At 53.7% G+C, this 20686-nt stretch carries 17 protein-coding genes; 3 read left to right on the top strand and 14 right to left on the bottom strand.

Translation table 11 applies throughout. The annotated features are described in order from the left end of the window. The 5 genes from DZC79_RS20800 to DZC79_RS20780 all read right to left on the bottom strand — a co-directional run. On the bottom strand, window positions 1-3765 hold a 3765-nt coding region (locus DZC79_RS20800), incomplete at its 3' end, for an Ig-like domain-containing protein (RefSeq protein ID WP_198666980.1). A gap of 308 nt (window positions 3766-4073) precedes the next feature. Continuing rightward, window positions 4074-6557, bottom strand: coding sequence for a PKD domain-containing protein (locus DZC79_RS20795; RefSeq protein WP_118953550.1), 2484 nt, complete (start codon window positions 6555-6557; stop codon window positions 4074-4076). 317 nt (window positions 6558-6874) lie between these two features. Further along, window positions 6875-7294 carry a hypothetical protein gene (locus DZC79_RS20790; protein ID WP_118953549.1) on the bottom strand — a complete coding sequence of 140 codons (420 nt, stop codon included), beginning with the start codon at window positions 7292-7294 and terminating at the stop codon, window positions 6875-6877. 31 nt (window positions 7295-7325) lie between these two features. Continuing rightward, a complete protein-coding gene (locus DZC79_RS20785; protein ID WP_157977323.1) occupies window positions 7326-8168 on the bottom strand; it encodes a hypothetical protein in 843 nt (280 codons plus the stop codon). 34 nt (window positions 8169-8202) lie between these two features. Further along, window positions 8203-8763 carry an RNA polymerase sigma factor gene (locus DZC79_RS20780; protein ID WP_118953547.1) on the bottom strand — a complete coding sequence of 187 codons (561 nt, stop codon included), beginning with the start codon at window positions 8761-8763 and terminating at the stop codon, window positions 8203-8205. Between the two features lie 148 nt (window positions 8764-8911). On the opposite strand from DZC79_RS20780, the gene fmt reads away from it, so the two are divergent. Continuing rightward, entirely contained in the window at window positions 8912-9847 is a 936-nt protein-coding gene (gene fmt, locus DZC79_RS20775) for a methionyl-tRNA formyltransferase (RefSeq protein ID WP_232831893.1), read from the top strand. Window positions 9848-9849: 2 nt separating this feature from the next. Here the strand turns inward: fmt and DZC79_RS20770 are convergent, their stop codons facing one another. The 3 genes from DZC79_RS20770 to DZC79_RS20760 all read right to left on the bottom strand — a co-directional run bounded on the left by DZC79_RS20770 (window position 9850) and on the right by DZC79_RS20760 (window position 12191). After that, window positions 9850-10551 (bottom strand): class I SAM-dependent methyltransferase, encoded by a 702-nt coding sequence (locus DZC79_RS20770; protein WP_118953546.1) that lies wholly within the window; start codon window positions 10549-10551, stop codon window positions 9850-9852. Window positions 10552-10646: 95 nt separating this feature from the next. Further along, on the bottom strand, window positions 10647-11786 hold the full coding sequence (gene bshA / locus DZC79_RS20765; RefSeq protein ID WP_118953545.1) for an N-acetyl-alpha-D-glucosaminyl L-malate synthase BshA: 1140 nt from the start codon (window positions 11784-11786) through the stop codon (window positions 10647-10649). A 78-nt stretch (window positions 11787-11864) separates the two neighbouring features. Continuing rightward, a complete protein-coding gene (locus DZC79_RS20760) occupies window positions 11865-12191 on the bottom strand; it encodes a c-type cytochrome (protein ID WP_118953544.1) in 327 nt (108 codons plus the stop codon). 144 nt (window positions 12192-12335) lie between these two features. Here DZC79_RS20760 and DZC79_RS20755 point away from each other — a divergent pair, with 144 nt between their 5' ends. Then, window positions 12336-12833: a dihydrofolate reductase gene (locus tag DZC79_RS20755; protein ID WP_118953543.1), complete on the top strand. Its 498-nt coding sequence runs from the start codon at window positions 12336-12338 to the stop codon at window positions 12831-12833. Window positions 12834-12860: 27 nt separating this feature from the next. Continuing rightward, window positions 12861-13394 (top strand): hypothetical protein, encoded by a 534-nt coding sequence (locus DZC79_RS20750; RefSeq protein WP_157977322.1) that lies wholly within the window; start codon window positions 12861-12863, stop codon window positions 13392-13394. Here DZC79_RS20750 and DZC79_RS20745 read toward each other — a convergent pair. The 6 genes from DZC79_RS20745 to DZC79_RS20720 form a co-directional block, all read right to left on the bottom strand. After that, a complete protein-coding gene (locus tag DZC79_RS20745; protein ID WP_118953541.1) occupies window positions 13386-14864 on the bottom strand; it encodes an O-antigen ligase family protein in 1479 nt (492 codons plus the stop codon). The two genes, DZC79_RS20750 and DZC79_RS20745, sit on opposite strands and share 9 nt — an antisense overlap. Before the next feature lie 7 nt (window positions 14865-14871). After that, window positions 14872-15831, bottom strand: a complete 960-nt coding sequence (locus tag DZC79_RS20740; protein WP_118953540.1) for a Wzz/FepE/Etk N-terminal domain-containing protein — start codon at window positions 15829-15831, stop codon at window positions 14872-14874. A gap of 42 nt (window positions 15832-15873) precedes the next feature. After that, entirely contained in the window at window positions 15874-16785 is a 912-nt protein-coding gene (locus DZC79_RS20735; RefSeq protein WP_118953539.1) for an FkbM family methyltransferase, read from the bottom strand. Between the two features lie 34 nt (window positions 16786-16819). Next, window positions 16820-17893 (bottom strand): peptide chain release factor 1, encoded by a 1074-nt coding sequence (prfA, locus tag DZC79_RS20730; RefSeq protein WP_118953538.1) that lies wholly within the window; start codon window positions 17891-17893, stop codon window positions 16820-16822. Between the two features lie 113 nt (window positions 17894-18006). After that, window positions 18007-19677: a hypothetical protein gene (locus tag DZC79_RS20725; RefSeq protein ID WP_118953537.1), complete on the bottom strand. Its 1671-nt coding sequence runs from the start codon at window positions 19675-19677 to the stop codon at window positions 18007-18009. 260 nt (window positions 19678-19937) lie between these two features. Continuing rightward, on the bottom strand, window positions 19938-20686 hold a 749-nt coding region (locus DZC79_RS20720), incomplete at its 5' end, for a gliding motility-associated C-terminal domain-containing protein (RefSeq protein WP_157977321.1).

Below are 20686 nucleotides of genomic sequence, written 5' to 3'. Positions count from 1 at the left end.
AAACGTCAGGGTTACGGTGCTGTCGCAGCCATTCACATTAGCCTGGGTATGGGTATAGGTGCCCGCTGCTGTAAGGCTTTGCCCGTTCCAGGGATAAGGCAGCTGCGTCTCGCAGACCGTAGCCGTTTGCGTGGTATTGATCGTAGGATTTACGGTAAACGTCAGGGTAACGGTGCTATCGCAGCCATTCACATTAGCCTGGGTATGGGTATAGGTGCCCGCTGCTGTAAGGCTCTGCCCGTTCCAGGGGTAAGGCAGCTGGGCGGCGCATACGGTAATCGCTTGTGTGACCGTTACGTTCGGGTTCACGGTTACCGTCAATGTTGCGGTCGTAGCGCACTGGCCGGCATTGGGGGTAAAGGCATAGGTACCGGTAGCGGTATTGCTTACTGTAGCCGGGCTCCAGGCGCCGGTAATGCCGTTATTGGATGTTGCAGGCAGCACGGGAGCGGTAGCGCCGGAACAGATCGGGGCTATGGTCGCAAAAGCAGGTGTTACCTGCGGGCTCACCGTGAAGGTCAGGGTAACGATACTGTCACAGCCCACTGCATTCGGCTGGGTATGGGTATAGGTGCCGGAGGCGGTGAGGCTCTGCCCGTTCCAGGGGTAAGGCAGCTGCGTCTCGCAGACCGTAATCGCTTGTGTGGCCGTTACGTTCGGGTTCACGGTTACCGTCAATGTTGCTGTCGTAGCGCGCTGGCCGGCATTGGGGGTAAAGGTATAGGTACCGGTAGCGGTATTGCTTACTGTCGCCGGGCTCCAGGTACCGGTAATGCCATTGGTCGAGGTCGCGGGCAGCACGGGAGCGGTAGCGCCGGAACAGATCGGGGCTATGGTCGCAAAAGCGGGTGTTACCTGGGGGCTCACCGTGAAGGTCAGGGTAACGATACTGTCACAGCCCACTGCATTCGGCTGGGTATGGGTATAGGTGCCGGAGGCGGTGAGGTTCTGCCCGTTCCAGGGATAAGGCAGCTGGGCGGCGCAGACCGTAATTGCTTGTGTGGCCGTTACCGCAGGGTTTACCGTTACCGTCAATGTTGCGGTTGTGGCACATTGGCCGGCATTGGGGGTAAAGGTATAGGTACCGGTGGCGGTATTGCTTACTGTTGCAGGATTCCAGGTACCGGTAATGCCATTGGTCGAGGTTGCGGGCAGTACGGGGGCCGTGGACCCTGAGCAGATGGGGGCGATAGCCGCAAAGGCGGGCGTTACGTTCGGGTTCACGGTTACCGTCAATGTTGCGGTTGTAGCGCACTGGCCGGCATTGGGGGTAAAGGTATAGGTACCGGTAGCGGTATTGCTTACTGTAGCCGGGCTCCAGGTGCCGGTAATGCCGTTATTGGATGTTGCAGGCAGCACGGGAGCAGTAGCGCCGGAACAGATCGGGGCTATGGTCGCAAAGGTGGGCGTTACGTTCGGATTCACGGTTACCGTCAATGTTGCGGTTGTGGCACACTGGCCGGCATTGGGGGTAAAGGTATAGGTACCGGTAGCGGTATTGCTTACTGTAGCCGGACTCCAGGTGCCGGTAATGCCGTTATTGGATGTTGCAGGCAGCACGGGAGTAGTAGCGCCGGAACAGATCGGGGCTATGGTCGCAAAGGTGGGCGTTACGTTCGGGTTCACGGTTACCGTCAATGTTGCGGTTGTGGCGCACTGGCCGGCATTGGGGGTAAAGGTATAGGTACCGGTGGCGGTATTGCTTACTGTAGCCGGGCTCCAGGTGCCGGTAATGCCGTTATTGGATGTCGCGGGCAGCACGGGGGCCGTGGACCCTGAGCAGATGGGAGCTATGGTCGTAAAGGTGGGCGTTACGTTCGGGTTTACCGTTACCGTCAATGTTGCGGTTGTGGCACACTGGCCGGCATTGGGGGTAAAGGTATAGGTACCGGTGGCGGTATTGCTTACTGTAGCCGGGCTCCAGGTGCCGGTAATGCCGTTATTGGATGTCGCGGGCAGCACGGGGGCCGTGGACCCTGAGCAGATGGGAGCTATGGTCGTAAAGGTGGGCGTTACGTTCGGGTTTACCGTTACCGTCAATGTTGCGGTTGTGGCACACTGGCCGGCATTGGGGGTAAAGGTATAGGTACCGGTAGCGGTATTGCTTACTGTAGCCGGGCTCCAGGTGCCGGTAATGCCGTTATTGGATGTTGCCGGCAGCACGGGGGCCGTGGACCCTGAGCAGATGGGGGCGATAGCCGCAAAGGTGGGTGTTACGTTCGGGTTTACCGTTACCGTCAATGTTGCGGTTGTGGCGCACTGGCCGGCATTGGGGGTAAAGGTATAGGTACCGGTGGCGGTATTGCTTACTGTAGCCGGACTCCAGGTGCCGGTAATGCCGTTATTGGATGTCGCGGGCAGCACGGGGGCCGTGGACCCTGAGCAGATGGGGGCGATAGCCGCAAAGGTGGGTGTTACGTTCGGGTTCACGGTTACCGTCAATGTTGCGGTTGTGGCACATTGGCCGGCATTGGGGGTAAAGGTATAGGTACCGGTGGCGGTATTGCTTACTGTTGCAGGATTCCAGGTACCGGTAATGCCATTGGTTGAGGTCGCGGGCAGCACGGGGGGCGTGGACCCTGAGCAGATGGGGGCGATAGCCGCAAAGGCGGGCGTTACGTTCGGGTTCACGGTTACCGTCAATGTTGCGGTTGTGGCGCACTGGCCGGCATTGGGGGTAAAGGTATAGGTACCGGTAGCGGTATTGCTTACTGTAGCTGGGTTCCATGTGCCGGTAATGCCATTGGTTGAGGTCGCGGGCAGCACGGGGGGCGTGGACCCTGAGCAGATGGGGGCGATAGCCGCAAAGGTGGGCGTTACGTTCGGGTTCACGGTTACCGTTACGGTATCGCGCCTGCTTACCACATTGCAATTCGGATTGGCCTGGCTCACGTACCAGTTGTAGGTGCCGGGCACTGCTGTGCCGGGCGTTGGCGCGCCGGGCAGGGCGGTGCCGCCTGTGGGCGTCGTAAACCAGCTCATATTGCTGCCGGTTGCGGTCAATGGCGTGGCAATGGCGCCCTGGCAATAGGTCATATCATTGCCGGCCGGGGGGTCGGGTTCCGGTGCGCCGGTTATAGATACGTTCCTGATCGCATGCCTGGCCCATTGGCCGCCCGTTCCCGAAGAAAAGCCGAAATAGCCGTTCAGTCCCAGGGTGGTTGTGCCGGTCATTACCGGCGGATTGCCATCAAAGGCCACGGTCACGGTTCCGGAATTGTATCGCAGTACACAGGTATGCCAGTTGCCATCCCAGATAAAGAACTGGTGGTTAAGGTCAGGTGCCAATTGTCCGGTGGCCGATCCCTCCAGATAATCGACGGTACCATCCAACCTCCTTAAAGAGATCAGCGGATTGTTGATGGTGCTATCGTTGTTATAGGTGTCCAGGATCAGCAGCAGGCCGTTAGGATTATTCGGCAGGCCTATGCCGCCACCTATGATAAAGCCCGATGGCGGGTTGGATATATACCAGAAGCAAATACCATCGGCAGTTAACGGGGAGCTGTTGGTAATTCTGAAGTCGAATCTTACTGTAAACTGGGCGCAGCTGGTCAGGTTTTGGGGCGTCGAATAGTATACATAGCCTGCCTGTTCGTACAGGTTGTTCGTCAGCACCAGGTTATCGCCATTTACAAAGCTTTGGGGTCCTACTGTCCAGCCGGTCGTCACCACCGGATTACCCGTTAGTTCATAGTTGAACCCCTGTGCTCCGGCGGTTAGCGCCAGGCCCGTCAGGGCCAACAAGGCATAAAGTTTCTTCATAAAATAACCTATCATTGATAATATACGCTAAATATTAATAATGTATGTGTTCCTTGTGTAAGCTTGATATTGCCTGGCAAGAATGGGGGTGCAAAGATAAAATATAATCGGTAATTTAATTTCGTTATGAGTTGTTATGTAAACAATACTACTCAATCATGTAGGATTTTGGTTTCTATTTTGAAACCATGATATTGTTTTGCGCTTCTTTAGGAAAGACGTAGACAAGTCAGCAGCTGGGCTTATTTTATGCATAAAAAAAGAGCCGCCCAAAGGTATTGGACAGCTCCTGCGAAGCAAGTCAGCCTTTATCGCACCAGGGTTACATTGCCGGTGTATTCTTCAGTCCTGCCATTTTTAAGCACGGTCCTGATGGTATAGATATAAACGCCCATGGGCTGTAGCTTATCGTTAAAGCGTCCGTCCCATCCCCTTCCGTTAAGGTTCTGCGTTTCAAATACCTTTTGTCCCCACCGGTTAAATACGGTCATGGTAAAGCCGCTTACGCCTTTGGACAAATATTGACGGGGAAAGAAATAATCGTTGACACCATCGCCGTTAGGCGTAAAGGAATTGGGTACATCGGTATAGCAATCCTTGGCGACAATTATATCGTCGGAGCTCGAGCATTGATCTATCGTTACGGTAGCAGTATACCTGCCGTCGTGCCTTACCTGTATCGATGCCGTTTTTTCGCCGTTGCTCCAAAGCCAGCTTGCTTTAGGGTTGGCAGCGTTGTCAGCATCCGTAAGGATCAGCGGCGCTGCATCAAGGCATATGGTGGTATCGGCGCCCAGGTCGATATGCGGCATGGGTTTCACCAGCAATTGCATGGTGGCCGATGCATCGGGACATACCCGGTAATAGCCGTTAACGGTAATGGTATAGGTGCCTGGCTGCTCAAAGGCATGCTGTACTGCCGGGCTGATCTGGTCTGTCAGGTCGGCATTTTCACCGAAGTTCCATTGGAGGTTGGTCAGGCCGTTCTGTGTATAGTCGGCAAAGAAGGTAGTGATCTGTCCCTGGCATATGGCGGTATCGCTCCTGGAAAGAAGCAGGTGCGGTACCGAATCGACAACGATAACATGCCTGAAGGTATCGGTACAGGGAATGCCATTGCGGACCACCATTGTCACTTCGTATTCGCCCGGAGTGCTGAAGGTATGGCTGGGATTTTCCTGTGTGGTTGTATTACCGTCGCCGAAATCCCAGAACCATGAAGGCGTCACGCCATGTACTACCGTAGCCGTTGAGCCATTAAAGAAATTGACCGGAGTACCGATGCAGACTACTTCAGCGGAGTTGGTAAATGCTGCCTGCAGCGGATGGCTGATCCCGATGATCTTTACCGTACTGTCCTTGCAGCCCGATCCGCTGGCTGTGAGCCTGATCGTATAGGTACCCTGGTTGCCGTAGATGTGAATGGGGTTCTTCGCCGTATCGGTCAGGCCGTCGCCGAAATCCCAGCGATAGTTGCTGGCATACTGGGTGGTATTCTGCAGGTAGATCGTATCGTTGCTGCAGCCGGGTCCTAGGGTGTAGCTGAAGTCCACGATGGGGTTCTGCGTCACCGTTACTGTTACAGGAAGCAAGGGGCTTTCGCAGCCCTGAAGCGTGGTCTGGCTGGCATACCAGGTGTACACGCCGGGTATATTGGTATTCACTACCGGCGCTGTGGCCAGCGGCGGATCGCCGGGAGCCTCATACCATTTGATATTGGTGCCGGAAACAATGGTGAACGGAACAAAGGTCATGCCCGTACAGTAATGATTGATGTAGTCGATCCCCGGCGGTACAGGTGGCGAGCTGATGGTCACCTTGCTGGTGTCGCTGATCGCAATACAGTTGGAATTGGCGGTAGCGCCCTGCGGGCCTGTTTTATAGCGGATCAGGTAGGTACCGGGTGTCAGGGTGCCAGTATTGAAAACATAGCCGGTGCCGGGGCTGGGAGCGCCCTGGTCCAGCCAGGTCACGCCGCCATCGCTGCTGTATTGCCATTGGTATTCGGGCGGATTATACGGGCTGGCCGTAACGCTGGCGGTGAAGTTCAACGAGGTATTCTGGCAAATGAGCGTATCCAGCTTAGGCAGCACACGGGATACCGGTACACAGGGCTGTACCGTAATATCGTCGATCGCCAGATCGTTGCCAAAGCCCGATCCCACTGAATTGTTGACCAGCTGCAGCTTTACCGAAGTGCTGGTGCCGTTGCTGAAGACCACGGAGTACTGGTGCCAGGCAGCATCGGCGGCCACATCGCCTGATTCCGAAGAACCCAGCTCCACATTGGTTGCGGCATCTACAGCCTTCAGCGTCATATTGGGATACTGGTAAGTAGGATTGGTTGTAAGGGAAGAAACATTGGCATTGAGGATCCATACCGATAGCTTCAGCGTAGTGTTGGGGCAAAGATCATCCATCACATACTCAAAAAAAACGGTAGCGGCGGTGGAGGGGGCATTAATGAGGAACATCAGGCCATTCGTATTGCCGGTATGGTCGGTAGTCGATACCCAATTGCCCTGTCCGCTGGCGGAAGGTACTTTAGCAAGCCCCGAAAAGCCGTCGCTCAGCACACCGCCGGCCGGCCCTGCAGCGCCAACAAAGGTAGTGGAAGTAGAAGCCCCCGGCGCAAAGGTAGCCAGCGGCCCGTACCAGGTATCCGTAGCGGTTCCCTGTCCGAAGGTCTGGTTGACCAGGGGCGTACCCCATACGCCGGTGCAGGTGACCTGGGCATTGAGCGTACCATAAAGCAGGGTAAGAAAAAGTGTAGTGCCGATGAGCCTTTTCATAATTCTCTTTTTTAACAGCGGATTGCCGGGCGGTGGAACAGGTAAACGCCGGTAATATCGGAAGGGTGAAAGTATCCGTTTTTAATCAATGTTAACAAAGACAGCTCATTAATGCTACAGGATGGGTGATGCTTTTACACGAATTTTTTATTTTTTATTTGACAACCATAATGTTATATATTATCGCTACACGTTTATGTAGGGTGCAGTGTCGCCGATAAAAGCAAAAAGCCGCCCGTTTTCCGGGCGGCTCTGCTATCTTTTTGTGCCTGTGGCACGCTTATGTTATCTGTTTAGGTTGTTTTTTCTTCCAGGCCTTATTTGCCCTGCTTTTTCAGGTGGTTCAGCAGGATGTTTTTGAATTCTCCTTCGGCTTTGTACATGGTAGCCAGCTGTTGCGCTGTAATGATCCTCAGAAAATCGTCTTTATATCTTCCTTTAATCTCCACCATTTTCTGTTCCAGCTTTTGCCGTTCTTCCACCTGGTAGCTGCTGTTGGGATTCTTTTCCAGCGCTTTGATGGCTCTGCGGTGCACCAGCAGCTCATCGGAGTAGCGGTTGTACAAAGGCAGGAATTTCTGCAGCTGCTGCTGGGTAAGATTCATTTGTCCGGTTACATATTCAATTTTCAGTTTCCGGATCTGCGGATCGGGTTTAGCCCGGTCCTGCGCCCCGGCGGTGAAGCCAAAGAACAAGGTGAATGCAAGTAACAGGGAAAATACGGGTTTGGTAAACATTTTGCTTTATTTAATGAAAATAATCGACGCCCTACCACATTTCGGCATCCAGGTAGTCGCGTATCTGCTGCTCTGAGAGGTTGCTCAGGGTTGATGACGGGCCGGGGATGCTGATGTTGGCAATGCTGCTGCCGAGGTTGTTGATATCGGACTCGTCCATATTATTCGACAACCATTCCTTGATATTCTTTTCCGGTATCTTGGCCAGCGCCTGCTCGAAAGAAACCCGGGAAGATTGCTTGCCGCCGGGAACCAGGTAATGCAGGCCGCCCATAGCAAAGATCGCGATCACCGCCGCCGCTGCTGCCCAACGGGCCCATTTGATGCTGCGCACCGAGGGATGCTCCACCACTTTAGGCTGCTGTTGCTCCTGCACCTGGCGGACAAAAGCATCGCTGTTGAAATAACCGCCGGGTACGGCAAAGGGCTGTTCCTGCTGAAGACCGGCCAGCAGGGGCGACAACTCCTGCAGCTCTTCCTGTACCGGCGTTTCGCTGTGGAACAGCTTCTGGTGCAGCTCCTGCTCAAAGCGGGCAAAATAACCTTCAGGAAGCTCAAAAGGGATTTCCCGGGTAGCGCCGGGAACAGAGATCGTGGCGCCGGTTACAATCGTATCCGCAAGCTTTATTCTGGCCAGGATGTCCTGTTCCAGCGTTTCAAAATAACCGGGAGGAACGGAATAAGGGCCGTCTTTGCTTACGGGTAACGACAACGCGGTATTGGCATTCATCGCGCGGATGATTGCCTTCATTTGCCCGGGAAAGTCCCGGAAATAATGTTCTGGGGTATGAAAAGCGGGCTCACCAGCTACCGCTGCTCCGAACTCTGTAGTCAGTGCCTTCAACTCTGCTGCTATTTCATCCTTCTTTTTCATAGACGTTATTTAGACGCAGGTGGTCCTTGCTGGTTTAATCTTGCTTTAAAAATTCCTCTACTTTCTTCACCGCATGGTGGTAAGAGGCCTTCAGCGCGCCAGTGGATGTTTCCAGCACTTTCGACATTTCTTCGTATGGCATTTCTTCGTAATACCGGAGCAGGAATACGGTACGCTGCTTCTCCGGGAGGCTCTGGATCGCTTGCTGCAGCCGCCATTCCAGCTTGTTGGCGTCGAATCCCTTTTCGGCCTGCAGCTTATTGGCCAGGCCCGATTCATGATCGGAAAGCGACAGCGAAGCCCTTCTCTTTTCCTTTTCCAGGAAGGTCAGCGTCTCGTTGGTGGCAATGCGGTAGAGCCAGGTGTACAGGTTGGCTTCCTCCCTGAAATTTTCCAGGTAATTCCACACCTTAATAAATACATTCTGCAGCACATCGTTGGCATCCTCGTGGTTGATCACCAAACGGCGGATATGCCAGTACAACTTCTCCTGGTATTTCCTGACAATGCGGGTAAATGCTGGCTCCCGGGTAGCTTCATTGCGGAAAGCGTTCAGCAGCTCCTTATCGTCGTCCGGCAACAAAGGTTGCGTCATAAAATCATTGGATTGAAAAAGGTAAAAGTAATCAATTGAAGGCAATATCGTGCATGTGATCCGTATATGTATGTCACATGCTATCGTATAAGACAAACCAGCTTGTTCTTTCCCTTGAGGTTACCGATTGCTGCTTACCTTTGTGCCCATGGTACAAAAGAATTTCCCGCGGATCGTATTTATGGGTACGCCCGATTTTGCAGTCGCCTCCCTGAAAGCTTTGGTAGAGCATGGCTATCCTGTCGTCGCTGTGGTAACGGCGCCTGATAAGCCCGCCGGTCGCGGCATGCAGCTGAAAGCATCGGCCGTAAAGGAATATGCGCTAAGCCAGGCCCTGCCGGTGCTCCAGCCCGAAAAGCTGCGTAATCCGGCTTTCCTGGAAGCGTTGAAAGGCTACCGGGCCGACCTGCAGGTGGTGGTTGCCTTCAGGATGCTGCCCGAAATGGTATGGAATATGCCACCCATGGGTACCCTCAATGTGCATGCCTCGCTGCTGCCGCAATACCGGGGCGCAGCGCCGATCAACTGGGCGATCATCAATGGCGAGCGGGAAACGGGCGTCACGACTTTCCGGCTGAAGCACGAGATCGATACGGGCGATATCCTGCTCCAGGAGAAGATCGCTATTCTGCCGGAGGATAATATCGGCACGCTTTACGAAAAGCTGATGCACCGGGGCGCCGCCCTGCTGCTGCAAACCGTCGATGGTCTTGCTGCAGGCACGATAAAGGAACAGCCGCAAGCCAGCAGCGGCGACCTGAAGCATGCTCCTAAAATATTCCGGGAAGACGGACTGATCCGATGGGAGCAGCCGGCCGAAGCGATACACAACCTGGTACGGGGCCTGTCGCCCGTGCCGGCAGCTTATACCCAGCTCTCGGGCAAGCAGCTTAAAGTTTATGCCACCTCCTTCAATATTGCAGCGCATGGGCAGGCCCCCGGCCACTACGAAACCGATGGGAAGACTTTACTGCGCTTTGCCGCGGCAGATGGCTGGGTGAACATACTGGATCTCCAGTATGAAGGAAAGAAAAGAATGCCCGTTGCTGAGTTTTTAAGAGGCTTCCGCATTGCGGCAGAATAACCTTATTGTGCTGCGGGTTTCCGCTGCAGCCGCGCCAGGTATTGGTCGTTGCCGTCGTCGAAAAGGACCTCGCTGTGCCAGCCTTCATCGGCGGCGATCAGTGCCAGTGTCGCCCGATCGATGTACAGCCAGGTAAACCAATCCGTTTTTTGCCTCCGGTATTCATAGCAGCAGCGGATCTCTCCGTAATAATGATCGAGCACCGGAAGTCCTTCTTCATACAGGTAAGCCACATCGGAAGAATCGAATAGCAGCTGGCCGCCGGGTTTCAGCCATTGCTGTGCCAGCTGCAGGAAGCGGCGCAGCTGCCCGGTATTGCCGCAAAGCCCGATGCCGTTCATCAGCAAAAGCAGGGTGTCGGCCTGTGTGCCCCGGTATTGAAAAATGTCGCCGGTATGTACCCGTTGTACGCCTCTCTGCCGCATCACCTCTGCCGCCAGCGGAGAAATGTCGAGCGCGGTTACCGCCAGCCCGCGCTGCTGCAACGCCAGCGCATGGCTTCCGGCGCCGGCGCCGATATCCAGCACCTCGCCTTTGCACAGGGATAAGGCCATCCGTTCCAGCGCCGGCATATGGCTTTCATCGCGGAAATAAGTGCTTACGGGCATCGCCACTTTCGGGCCATGATCGTCGTGTACCCATAGCGTTGCCGATTGGCCCTTATGATAATAGTCGCTGATCGCCTGTCCCAGTATGTCTTTCATGTGTCGCCTGAAAAAGAGAACTGCCCCGGGGGACAGTTCTGTAAAGTTGGGTTATCCCCTTAAATATCGATTGGTATAGTGCCTTGCAGATCGTTTTACAGCGTCTGGTACTTTTTATGCGCTACTTCCTCGTACAGGCTTTCGTACAGCGGAACGATCTTATCGATCGAAAAATCGGCAGCATGGGCGAGGGCGTTTTCCTTGAACTGCTGCAGGCTTTCATCGCTGCCCAGGATCGTCATCGCATCGGCCGCCATTGTATCTACGTCGCCTACTTCGGCCAGGAAGCCGGTCTTGCCCTGGATATTGATCTCGGGCAGGCCGCCGGCATTGGACGAGATCACGGGAACACCGCAGGCCATGGCCTCCAGCGCAGCAAGACCAAAGCTCTCGTATTGCGAAGGCAAAAGGAAAAGGTCGGCAATGTTCAGGATCTCTTCCATCTGGTCCTGCTTGCCCAGGAAGCGGATATCGTTGCAGATATCCAGCCGCCGGCAAAGGTCTTCGGCAGTCTGCCGTTCGGGGCCGTCGCCGATCATCAGCAGCTTGGAGGGCATCTTTTCCCTTACTTTCTGGAATACCGCCAGCACATCTTCCACGCGCTTTACTTTCCTGAAGTTGGACACATGCGCCAGTATCCTTTCGCCGTTTGGCGCCAGCATCTTTTTGAAATGCTCCTTATTGGTCAGGTGAAAGCGGTTAGCGTCTACGAAATTGGGGATCACATGGATCTCCTTCTCGATAGCAAAAGATTTGAAGGTCTCCGCACGCAGGTTTTCCGACACAGCGGTAATGGCATCAGACTCATTGATCGAGAACGTCACCACGCAACCATAAGTAGAATCTTTTCCTACCAGGGTAATGTCGGTACCGTGCAAGGTCGTGATGAACGGGATATCTTTTCCCTGCTTGCGCAGCATCTGCCGGGCAAAATAAGCCGATGAGGCATGCGGTATCGCATAATGGACATGCAGCACATCAAGGTCGTTGTTATTGATCACATTGACGAGGGTGCTGGCCAGGGCTGTTTCATAAGGGGGAAAATCAAAAAGAGGATATTTGGGTACCATCACCTCATGATAGTAGATATTGGGCCGGAATACATTTAATCTTACCGGTTGCTGATAAGTGATGAAATGGATCTCGTGTCCTTTATCCGCGAGTGCCAGGCCTAGTTCTGTAGCCATAACGCCGCTGCCGCCAAAAGTAGGGTAGCATACGATGCCTATTTTCATAAAGAGGTGTTGATCAGAGCAGCAAAGGTAGCAAATAAAAAAGCCTGCCCTAATAGACAGACTTTATATTCTGATTAATTAGCCTTGTTTGGAATTGGCGATGAGGTAGGCCCTTACCAGCGCGCCGTCTTCGGCGCTCAGCTTAGCTTTGGGGATCATGCGTTTCAACACCTTATCCCATTCGGCCGGCGTGCGGCTGCCCGGATCCTTCAGCTTATGGCATTTAGCACAGTTGCCTGTGAACAGCGTATGTCCTTTCTCAAGCTGATCGGGCTGATATTTGGCTACGATCTGTTCTTTGGTTTCGACAGATGTTTCCGCAACCGCTTTGCTGGTCCTGGGCGTACAATAGGCCATGAAAAGCGCTGCGGACAGCAGGAGCGCACTTACCGTTAATTTACGCATAGTTAGGTTTTTACCCTTCGAAGATAGGGATTGTCACAGAATTGTAAAAAACAATCCGGTTGCTGAATTGTTATTTCAAGTATCAGGAAAAGAAACCGGTCGCCGCTTAGCGTCGGCGCGTAAATTTTAATCATCTTTGCATCCATGCAAATAAGGATCGTAGTCGCCGCTTCTGAAAATAATATTATCGGGTTGGATAACGAGCTGCCCTGGCGGCTTCCCGACGATCTCCGTTTTTTTAAAAAAATGACGCTGGGCATGCCTGTCGTTATGGGACGTCATACCTGGGAATCGCTGGGGAAGGCGCTTCCCGGCCGCCTGAATGTCGTGATCTCCTCCAGCATGAACAAAGCGTCGGAAGAAGGCGTGATGGTATTTGCAGGATTGGAAGATGCACTGGATTACCTGCGGGGCCGGGAGTATGAAGAGATCGCCGTTATCGGTGGCGGCCAGCTGTATCACAGCGCACTGGCTTATACCCAGGTCGTTTATCTTACCCGCGTGCATACAGTGCTGGAGAAGGGCACTGCCTTTTTTCCCGTGCTGCCGGCCGAAGAATGGAAGCTGACCTGGGAAGAGCGGCACGAAACCGACGACAAGCATGTCTATCCTTTTACTTTCCAGAAATGGGAGCGCAAATAGCGCTTTATTCCGCTTCCTATTATAGCAGTGAAAAGAATACTTCAATACGGACGGCACCTGCTGCGCGCCAGAGGGCGTCATGGTACGCACTCTCCTTTTGTCTATGCCTTTGTGGAGCAGGTGATGCGGGCACGGCCGCAGGTAGCCCTGCCGCAGCAGGATCGGTTCCGGCCAAAGGAAGCCGGGCTGCTGTATCAGACCCTTCGGTATTTATCGCCGCGGGTGATCTGTGCTGATCCGGCAGTGCTCGATGCGGTAGCGGCCATCGCTACCCAGGCGCTGCCAGATGTCCCGGTACAAGCCTGGACAAGCGAACCAGTGCCGCCACAAGCGCTGCTCATCTGTAATGCAGACGATGTATTACCCGATCGCCTGCAACACTTGCCGGACCATCCGCTGAAAGTATTGCTGGCCGGGCCGCATGAGCATAAGGCAGCAGAAAGCATATGGATGCGGGTGGCAGCATCCGCTTCGGTAAAGATGAGTATCGATTACTGGTATTTCGGCCTCCTGGTCAGCGATCCGGCCTTCAAAGCCAAGCAGCACTTCAGGCTACGCTGATGTGGACGGGGCCTGGGCATCCGCCGCTGCGTTCTGCTTCCTCGTGATGTGATCGACAATGATGAGCAGGATAATGCTGAGGTAGAAGAGCGCCCCGATCTTATGCGTTTCCAGCAGCTCGGAAAAGAAATTATTAATGAAGCCGACGGCAAACATCATCGTCAATCCCATAGTGACTTTCTTGTAGAACGGATCGCGGGCCCTGTGGTAGATCCGCTGCGCCTGCGCCAGCACTACCATCACGAGTATGCCGTACAGGATACTCGCCGGCCAGCCCTGCTCCACCAGCATAAACAGGAAATAGTTATGCGTAGTAGATCTTTCAGGGTTACGGCTTACCCATGTTTTGAACATAGGCGAGGTATAGGCTTTGTAGTGGTCGTAAAAATTATTAGGTCCCACACCGGTTACCGGTCTTTCCCTGCTCATTCTTACTGCCGCGATCCAGCGGTAGAACCGTTCCATAGACGACATATCGGTACCCCTGAAAGTGGCTGTGATCAGGTCGCCGAAGGTGCGTTGCGTAGCCGTGTATTTCAGGTTGGGCCGGTATTTGACATACTGCTCGTTATGCGCCAGGTAAAAAATAACGGAGCCGATAAAAATGAAAAAGGCAGGCATGATAAAGTTGACCAGCTTTTTACGGATAGCAAAAGCGACAGCCAGGCTGAAAAGTACGCCCAGCATGGCTGCCCGGGCCCCGGCATAATAAATGGCGGGGATCAGGAAAAGGATCGAACCCAGGATGATCCAGCGTTGCAGGCCTTTGCCTTTGGTCAGCTGGTAAGCCGTAAGGGATAAGGGGAACAGCATCGAGATCACCGTGGAGTAATCGACGTGGTTCACATAAAAAGGGCGCACGACATCGTTGGAGGCCCAATAGTCAAAATTGAGGAAGAAGTGCCAGACAAAGGCGAACAGCGCATGCAGCAGCGCGGGCACGGCAAACAAGAGATAGGCCCTCACAAAATCTTTGCGCTCGCGTATGATGAGCACAGGCAGCACGACATAGGCATTGAGAAACCAGATCTTCGCCGCCAGGAATTTAAGCGAAAGCAAGTGATTCTCGGAGAAAATAACCGCGACAACAAGCCATACAAACTGCAGGAAGAAAACCAGCGTGATCGGGTGACGGAGAAACCACCCGGGAATGCGCTTGTAATTAAAGGCCAGCACCATCATCATTACCGGGACGAAGAGCCACATCAGTTGCTCGTCGGGTACTGTGGTCGATAAGGGGCCCAGCTCAATATCGCAGGACAGGGGTATGGTGAACAGGAAGAACCAATAGAAGGATTTCCAGCTGAGCGAAACCCAGGCCATGCCGGCCAGCACGAAAGGTACTGCCAGGCAGATAAAATTACCCGTATAGGCAAATAAGGCTACGCAAAGCAGCAGCAGTGCTGCTCCTGCATAAAGTATCTGCCTGCCGGCATAATCGTTGTCCTTTAGCTTTGACCACATCATCATTCCTAAATCAGCTGCGGTCTTTGGAGGTCATGACATGTTTATAGAACGCGGCGATCAGCACCAGGATACAGCCGAAGAAAAGAGCGCCCAGCGTACTGGCTGCAACAATGATCAATGTTTTGGGGTGGGAAGGGTCCGTAGGTACATAAGCGTCCTGCACCACGTAGAAAAGCTTCAGCTTATCATTGGCCATTACTTCATATTCGTTGATAAGGCTGCGGTAGGCGGCTATATCGGCGGCCAGGCGGTCTTTCAGCGCGCTGGTCTCCTGCAGGCGCTCAAGGGCCTGGGCGCTTTGCGCAGAAGCGGTACCTTGCTGCATGCTGATGGTATTGTTCCGTGCAGGCAGCAGCTGGCTGTAGCTGCCGCTGGCAGCCCGCAGCGTGCCGATCGAATCATCGAGCCGTGCAATCGTATCGTTCATGGCAGCGATCCGTTCTTTCAGCGATGCAGTAATGTCTTTATTGGTCGTACGGAAATAATCGAGGAAGGTTTTTTCCAGGTATTCGCGGGCTGCAGTGGTCACAGCAGCTGCCCTTTTCGGATCGGGATCGGTATAGAAGAGCTCGATATTCTTGGTGTCTTCCATGATGGCCTTGAAATTGCCCTTCACTTTCTTGACCAGCCGGTCGTCTGTTTCCATACCATAGGCCTTGCCCAGGTCAAACTGACTGATTACGTGCCATACCATGCCGTCGCCTTTAGCTATGGTCTTTACATGGTCTACATCGTCGGGGATCGCGAAGAAATCCTTATGCTCGTAGGAAGTGGTGCGGAATACATAGTTCCTGTCGATCAGCATCGGGTTCTTGACGATGAATATCGTTTCGGATGTGTACTGTTTTTGTTGCAGCAGGCAAAAGATGATGCTGACGATCAGGGCTGCTACGGTGAGCACAATGAGGAATAGTTTCTTTTTGAAGATCTCCCGGAAGATGCCGATCAGATCAAAGCTGGATTCGTTCATTGGTTGTGTGTTGTTGAGCTGAAGTTTTATGGTTCTATTGTTCTACTTGCTTAAAATAATATTGTCGGATTCCAGTCCCCCGCTGCGCAGGTGGGCTTCGATATCGGCGGTCTCCTGCATATCGCCTTCATGGCCGAGCAGGAAGGTCCGGTAGCCTTTTTCCCGAAGCATACTAACGGCTTTACTGTGTTCGGTATTGCCCCGTTCCGGCGCCAGGTATTCCATAGCGATCAGGGGGCTGTGCTGCTCGAAAAAATGAAGTCCGCCTTTCATGACCTTCAGCTCGGCGCCTTCCACATCGATCTTGATGAGGGCAGGATTAAAATCGCCGGAGCAAAGCTCGTCGATGGTTGTCGCCGGAACGACCGTCTGCTCGGGCCGGAAACCGGAAAACCATTTTTCTTCCCGGAATTGTTCGATATCGATGGCGTTGTATTCGGAGAACAGGTTGGGGAACTCGTAAAAGACAATCTCTCCGGCTTCATCGGCAATGGCTTTGCGGATCACGGTAACATTGCTGCGCCCGGTGCAGTTGCGGGAAAGAATGGTATGGGTCTTACCTGCCGGCTCCAGCGCAACGACTTTTCCGGTGGGGCCGGTAAGGCAGGAGGCGATGAGGGTAAAATAGCCGTAATGCGCGCCGATATCGAGAAAATGTTGCCCTGGCTGAAGATTGCGGATGATGAAGCGGGCGAGCCTTATTTCCGAGTCATGCGACTTGCCGCCGGTAAGGTAAATATCGGTCGAAGAGGGCAGCACTATGGTCATCTCCAGCCCGTTGAACAGCTGTGTGCGTTTTATTTTTTCTTTGCGGGAGCGCGGATAAATAAAATCTTTAAAGAGGATCGCCGACAGGTAACGGTAGGGATGGTGCAGCAAACGGCCGGCCCTGGAGGTCCGGGCCAGGCGCTCTACATCCTTCAGTTGTTCCAGCATATCTTCTTTTAAGCCCATGCGTGTTTGCCCGTTAAACTTTTTTCAAAAGCGCTTATACACTTTCGCCCGCTTTCATTTTCTCCGAATTCTCAGCAAACTGGAGCGCTTCTATCATTTCCCCGATATCGCCGTTCATAAAGTCGTCGAGGGAATAAATGGTCATATTGATCCGGTGATCGGTAATACGGCCCTGCGGATAGTTGTAGGTGCGGATCTTGGCCGAGCGGTCGCCGGTGCTCACCAGGCTCTTCCTGCGGCTGGCGATGGCTTCCTCGTGCTTGCGTACTTCTTCTTCGTAGAGCTTGGTACGCATCATCTGCATGGCTTTCTCGCGGTTGCCCAGCTGGGTACGCTCTGTCTGGCAGATCACTACCGTACCCGTAGGAATATGCGTCAGCTGCACCTTGGTCTCTACCTTGTTCACGTTCTGACCGCCTGAGCCGCCGCTTCGCGAAGTTTCCATTTTTACATCGCTTTCCTTCAGCTCGAAATCCACTTCTTCGGCTTCTGGCATCACTGCCACCGTTGCGGCAGAAGTATGCACCCGTCCGCTGGCTTCTGTGGCCGGAACCCTCTGTACGCGATGGACACCGCTTTCAAACTTCAGGGTTCCGTACACATCTTCTCCGGTTACTTCCAGCTGTACTTCCTTGTAGCCGCCTACGGTGCCTTCCGCTTCAGAAAGCGTGGCGATCTTCCATCCTTTCTTTTCGCAATAGCGCATGTACATCCGTAGCAGGTCGCCGGCAAAGATGCTGGCTTCATCGCCGCCGGTACCGGCCCTGATCTCCATAATAGCATTTTTCTCGTCCTGCGGATCCTTGGGAATCAGGAGCTGGCGGATGCCGTTTTCGAGGCGCTCCTGCTCTTCTTCCAGCTGTTCCAGGTCATCCTTGGCCATGGAACGCAGGTCTTCGTCGCTTTCCGTAGCGAGCACTTCTTTCCCAAAGGCAATTGCATCGAGGCAATTGCGGTACTTGTTATATTCATTGACAATAGGCTCCAGCTTGCGGTATTCTCGGGATACCTGGGCAAAGCGCTTATTGTCGCTTACGATCTCGGGATTGGTCAAAGCTACGCCCAGGTCGGTGAACCGGGCCTTTATAGCTTCCAGTTTTTCTATCATAATAAAAGTGCGCGAATTTAAGCATATTAAATGTGATTTGGTAAAATAAAAAGACGCGGCAAACGCCGCGCCTTCTACATCTTATCCGGAAAAAGCTGATTTCAAATAAGGGCTTACCGCCGCGATACTTTCAGGGTTTTGCTTTGCCCGGTGGCTGTCTGCGTCACTTTCAGGAAGAAAAGATGGCCTTGAAGCGTTGCCGCCGTATGTGCAAGCTGCCGGTTGATCTCCTCTGCCGTGCCTTTGTACTGGTGCAGCAGGCGGGCGTTGATATCGCTCAAAGCGACTTCAAGCGGCTGGTTGCGGCTGGCCGCATTCACGGTCAGCTGCAGCTCGTTGGTAAAGGGATTGGGATAAGCCTGAACGGTCCAGGCTTCGTCCTGACGGGCGGCGATGCCGGCCGGGGCATCCGGTGCGGGACGATAGCCATAGTTGTACCAGGGCGCCCACTTGTAATAAAGAGTATAATAGAAATTCATCGGATCAGGATTGATACCGCTGAAGGCAAAGAACAGCTCCGGTGTTCTGTCGTTTTGTGTGCTCATGGTCACGATGGGCGATTGCTGGGGAATGGAAGGGTCGCGGTCGATGATCCAGTAATCGGTGCTCGCCGGTGCGCCGTCGTTGCGCAGCCTCAGCCCCATGAAGTCATTGTCGCCCAGGGCAGGATGCTCCATTGTTTTGTTCCAGGCGAAATTGACCGTAGTGCCCTGCGGGTCATAGGCTACGGCAGGCAGTATCGGCGCGCCGCTTACGTTGAACGACATGTTTATATTGCCCAGCGACCCGTCGTTGAGCACATTGTGCTGCACTGCGGGGGTAATGCTATAAGCCCTTCTGCCGGTGATGATCCTGGACTGCGCGTCGGGCGTGGGCGGATAGTAGGGATAAGTGGCTGGTGTATACTCGTTGATCACATAGCTCCAGTCGTCGGTGGCCGGTTCATGATCGGGGCAGTCGATCCGGGGCCGGCTGTAGCCGAAGGTGGCGGTGGAAGATGAGGTATTCAGCACATCTTCGATCAGCGGCGTTACCATAGGTGGGCAATTGCTGTAGATCTCCTCGAAGGGCAGGGTTGATTCTACCACCTGGCTATAGTCCGACCTCATGTAGACAAAATGCAGGGTGAGGCCGTCGTACGCGGTGCCGCCATGCCCGATCGCGATGTCGGGTTCCAGGTACTTGATACCCTGCGGATCCAGGAGATTTTCGCAGCCGATCGCCAGGCCGCCACCGGTACGGGCAGCAAGCGTGTGAATATAACCGTCGCCGTCCCAGGTTACCGCAAAGCAGTTCATTTCATGAGCGTCGATGCTGATGCTTCCTATATTCATATTGGACAGGGGATAGGTGAGATAAGGCGTGATGCCGAACTGGTTCCAGATGTAGAAGTCCAGGAAGTGGCCGTTATTGTTGTGATAAGCCACCACAAGCATGTTCTCGTTCAGCGCGCCGTCGTGAACAATGGCGACATCCACTGCGTTGGCTCCGTTATACTGGATGGGTGAATAAGTGCCCTGGTCCAGCACATTGGCGGGGTTGCCGTTCTCTTTGCGTACCCAGCCGATACCGCCCGCCTGGTTCCAGGAATAGGCGTAAAGATCGCTCTGGGCGTCAGGATAGAAAAGGTTACCGAAGGAATAAGCGCCCAGGTAGCTGACGTGCGCTACCACACCGGGCGGGGCAGGGCATTGTACATCAGTAAAGGACGAGTTGAGAAACTGGGCCTGCGCGGGCAGAAAAGCTGCGGTAGCCACAAATAGTGATAGAACTGTTTTTTTCATGCTTTTTGTCTGGTTTTTGATGGTTGGTTAAAAGCAATTTCCGGATAGTGTTATAAATTTAATATTCTTATTTCATTTTTTCTTTTTTTAATGTCACTATTTTATGCTGCGATATGTTTTTGCCCATACATAGAAATAAGAGATCTGCCCGATTGGTAATGGCCGGCCGCGAGGAAAGTTTTTGCTAATGGCGCCGGCGCTCCAGGACAAGAAAGGGCCCGGCATTTGCCGGGCCCCGTTCAGAAGAATATCGGTTCCGTTTACCGTATGAGGGTCACATTACCCTGCTGGGTAAAGGTTTCGCCGCTGTCGGTTACGGCTTCGATGGTATAGATGTAAACACCCATGGGCAGCGCCTTGCCATCCTTGGTGCCGTCCCATCCCTCATCGATATTGGCGCTGCTGTATACCTTATTGCCCCATCGGTTGAAGATGGTAAAGCTCTTCAGCTGCGCGATACCGCGTTTGGCCGGTTTGAATACCCTGTTGGTACCTGAAGGCGCGAAGGCATTCGGCATATCGATCACGGTCTTTTCCACCAGCACATCCATGGAGTCTTTGACCAGGCAGCCGTGCTCTGTAGTAGCCGTTACAAAGTAACGTGTCCTTACCGCGGGGTTCATCAGCGGGTCGGCAATATTGGTAGCGCTGAGGCCTGAGGGCGGGAACCAGGAGAAATACAGGCAATTGGTCCCCGGCTCAACATGGTACTGCTCGCCGGGATATACGGTAACGCTGTCGGGCAGGTTCAGCATGGCTTCGGAATAGACCTGCACCGAAACTTTTTCCGTATCCAGGCAGTTGTGCACATCCCTGATCAGTACTGTATAATCGGTGGTAGTCAGGGGTGAAGCTATGGGCGAAGCCGCAGTGGTGTCGGAGAGGCCATAGGCCGGGCTCCAGGAATAGGACAGGCCCCCTGTAGCCCAGAGCTGTGCTGAATTACCCGGACAATATCCGGTATCGGAAGCAGCAGCCCCGAAGGCGCCCGGGTACACGGTTAAGGTAA

This window comes from Taibaiella helva (assembly GCF_003545695.1).
GTDB lineage: Bacteria > Bacteroidota > Bacteroidia > Chitinophagales > Chitinophagaceae > Taibaiella > Taibaiella helva.
This window is presented reverse-complemented; position numbering and strand designations above follow the sequence as displayed.

Bases quoted from the DNA above. Each gene is read 5' to 3' on its own strand.
- DZC79_RS20785 (WP_157977323.1), bottom strand. From the start codon at position 8,168: ATGAAAAAGAAGGATGAAATAGCAGCAGAGTTGAAGGCACTGACTACA.
- DZC79_RS20795 (WP_118953550.1), bottom strand. From the start codon at position 6,557: ATGAAAAGGCTCATCGGCACTACACTTTTTCTTACCCTGCTTTATGGT.
- DZC79_RS20790 (WP_118953549.1), bottom strand. From the start codon at position 7,294: ATGTTTACCAAACCCGTATTTTCCCTGTTACTTGCATTCACCTTGTTC.
- DZC79_RS20780 (WP_118953547.1), bottom strand. From the start codon at position 8,763: ATGACGCAACCTTTGTTGCCGGACGACGATAAGGAGCTGCTGAACGCT.
- DZC79_RS20735 (WP_118953539.1), bottom strand. From the start codon at position 16,785: ATGGGCTTAAAAGAAGATATGCTGGAACAACTGAAGGATGTAGAGCGC.
- DZC79_RS20755 (WP_118953543.1), top strand. From the start codon at position 12,336: ATGCAAATAAGGATCGTAGTCGCCGCTTCTGAAAATAATATTATCGGG.
- bshA (WP_118953545.1), bottom strand. From the start codon at position 11,786: ATGAAAATAGGCATCGTATGCTACCCTACTTTTGGCGGCAGCGGCGTT.
- DZC79_RS20725 (WP_118953537.1), bottom strand. From the start codon at position 19,677: ATGAAAAAAACAGTTCTATCACTATTTGTGGCTACCGCAGCTTTTCTG.
- prfA (WP_118953538.1), bottom strand. From the start codon at position 17,893: ATGATAGAAAAACTGGAAGCTATAAAGGCCCGGTTCACCGACCTGGGC.
- DZC79_RS20760 (WP_118953544.1), bottom strand. From the start codon at position 12,191: ATGCGTAAATTAACGGTAAGTGCGCTCCTGCTGTCCGCAGCGCTTTTC.
- DZC79_RS20740 (WP_118953540.1), bottom strand. From the start codon at position 15,831: ATGAACGAATCCAGCTTTGATCTGATCGGCATCTTCCGGGAGATCTTC.
- fmt (WP_232831893.1), top strand. From the start codon at position 8,912: ATGGTACAAAAGAATTTCCCGCGGATCGTATTTATGGGTACGCCCGAT.
- DZC79_RS20745 (WP_118953541.1), bottom strand. From the start codon at position 14,864: ATGATGATGTGGTCAAAGCTAAAGGACAACGATTATGCCGGCAGGCAG.
- DZC79_RS20770 (WP_118953546.1), bottom strand. From the start codon at position 10,551: ATGAAAGACATACTGGGACAGGCGATCAGCGACTATTATCATAAGGGC.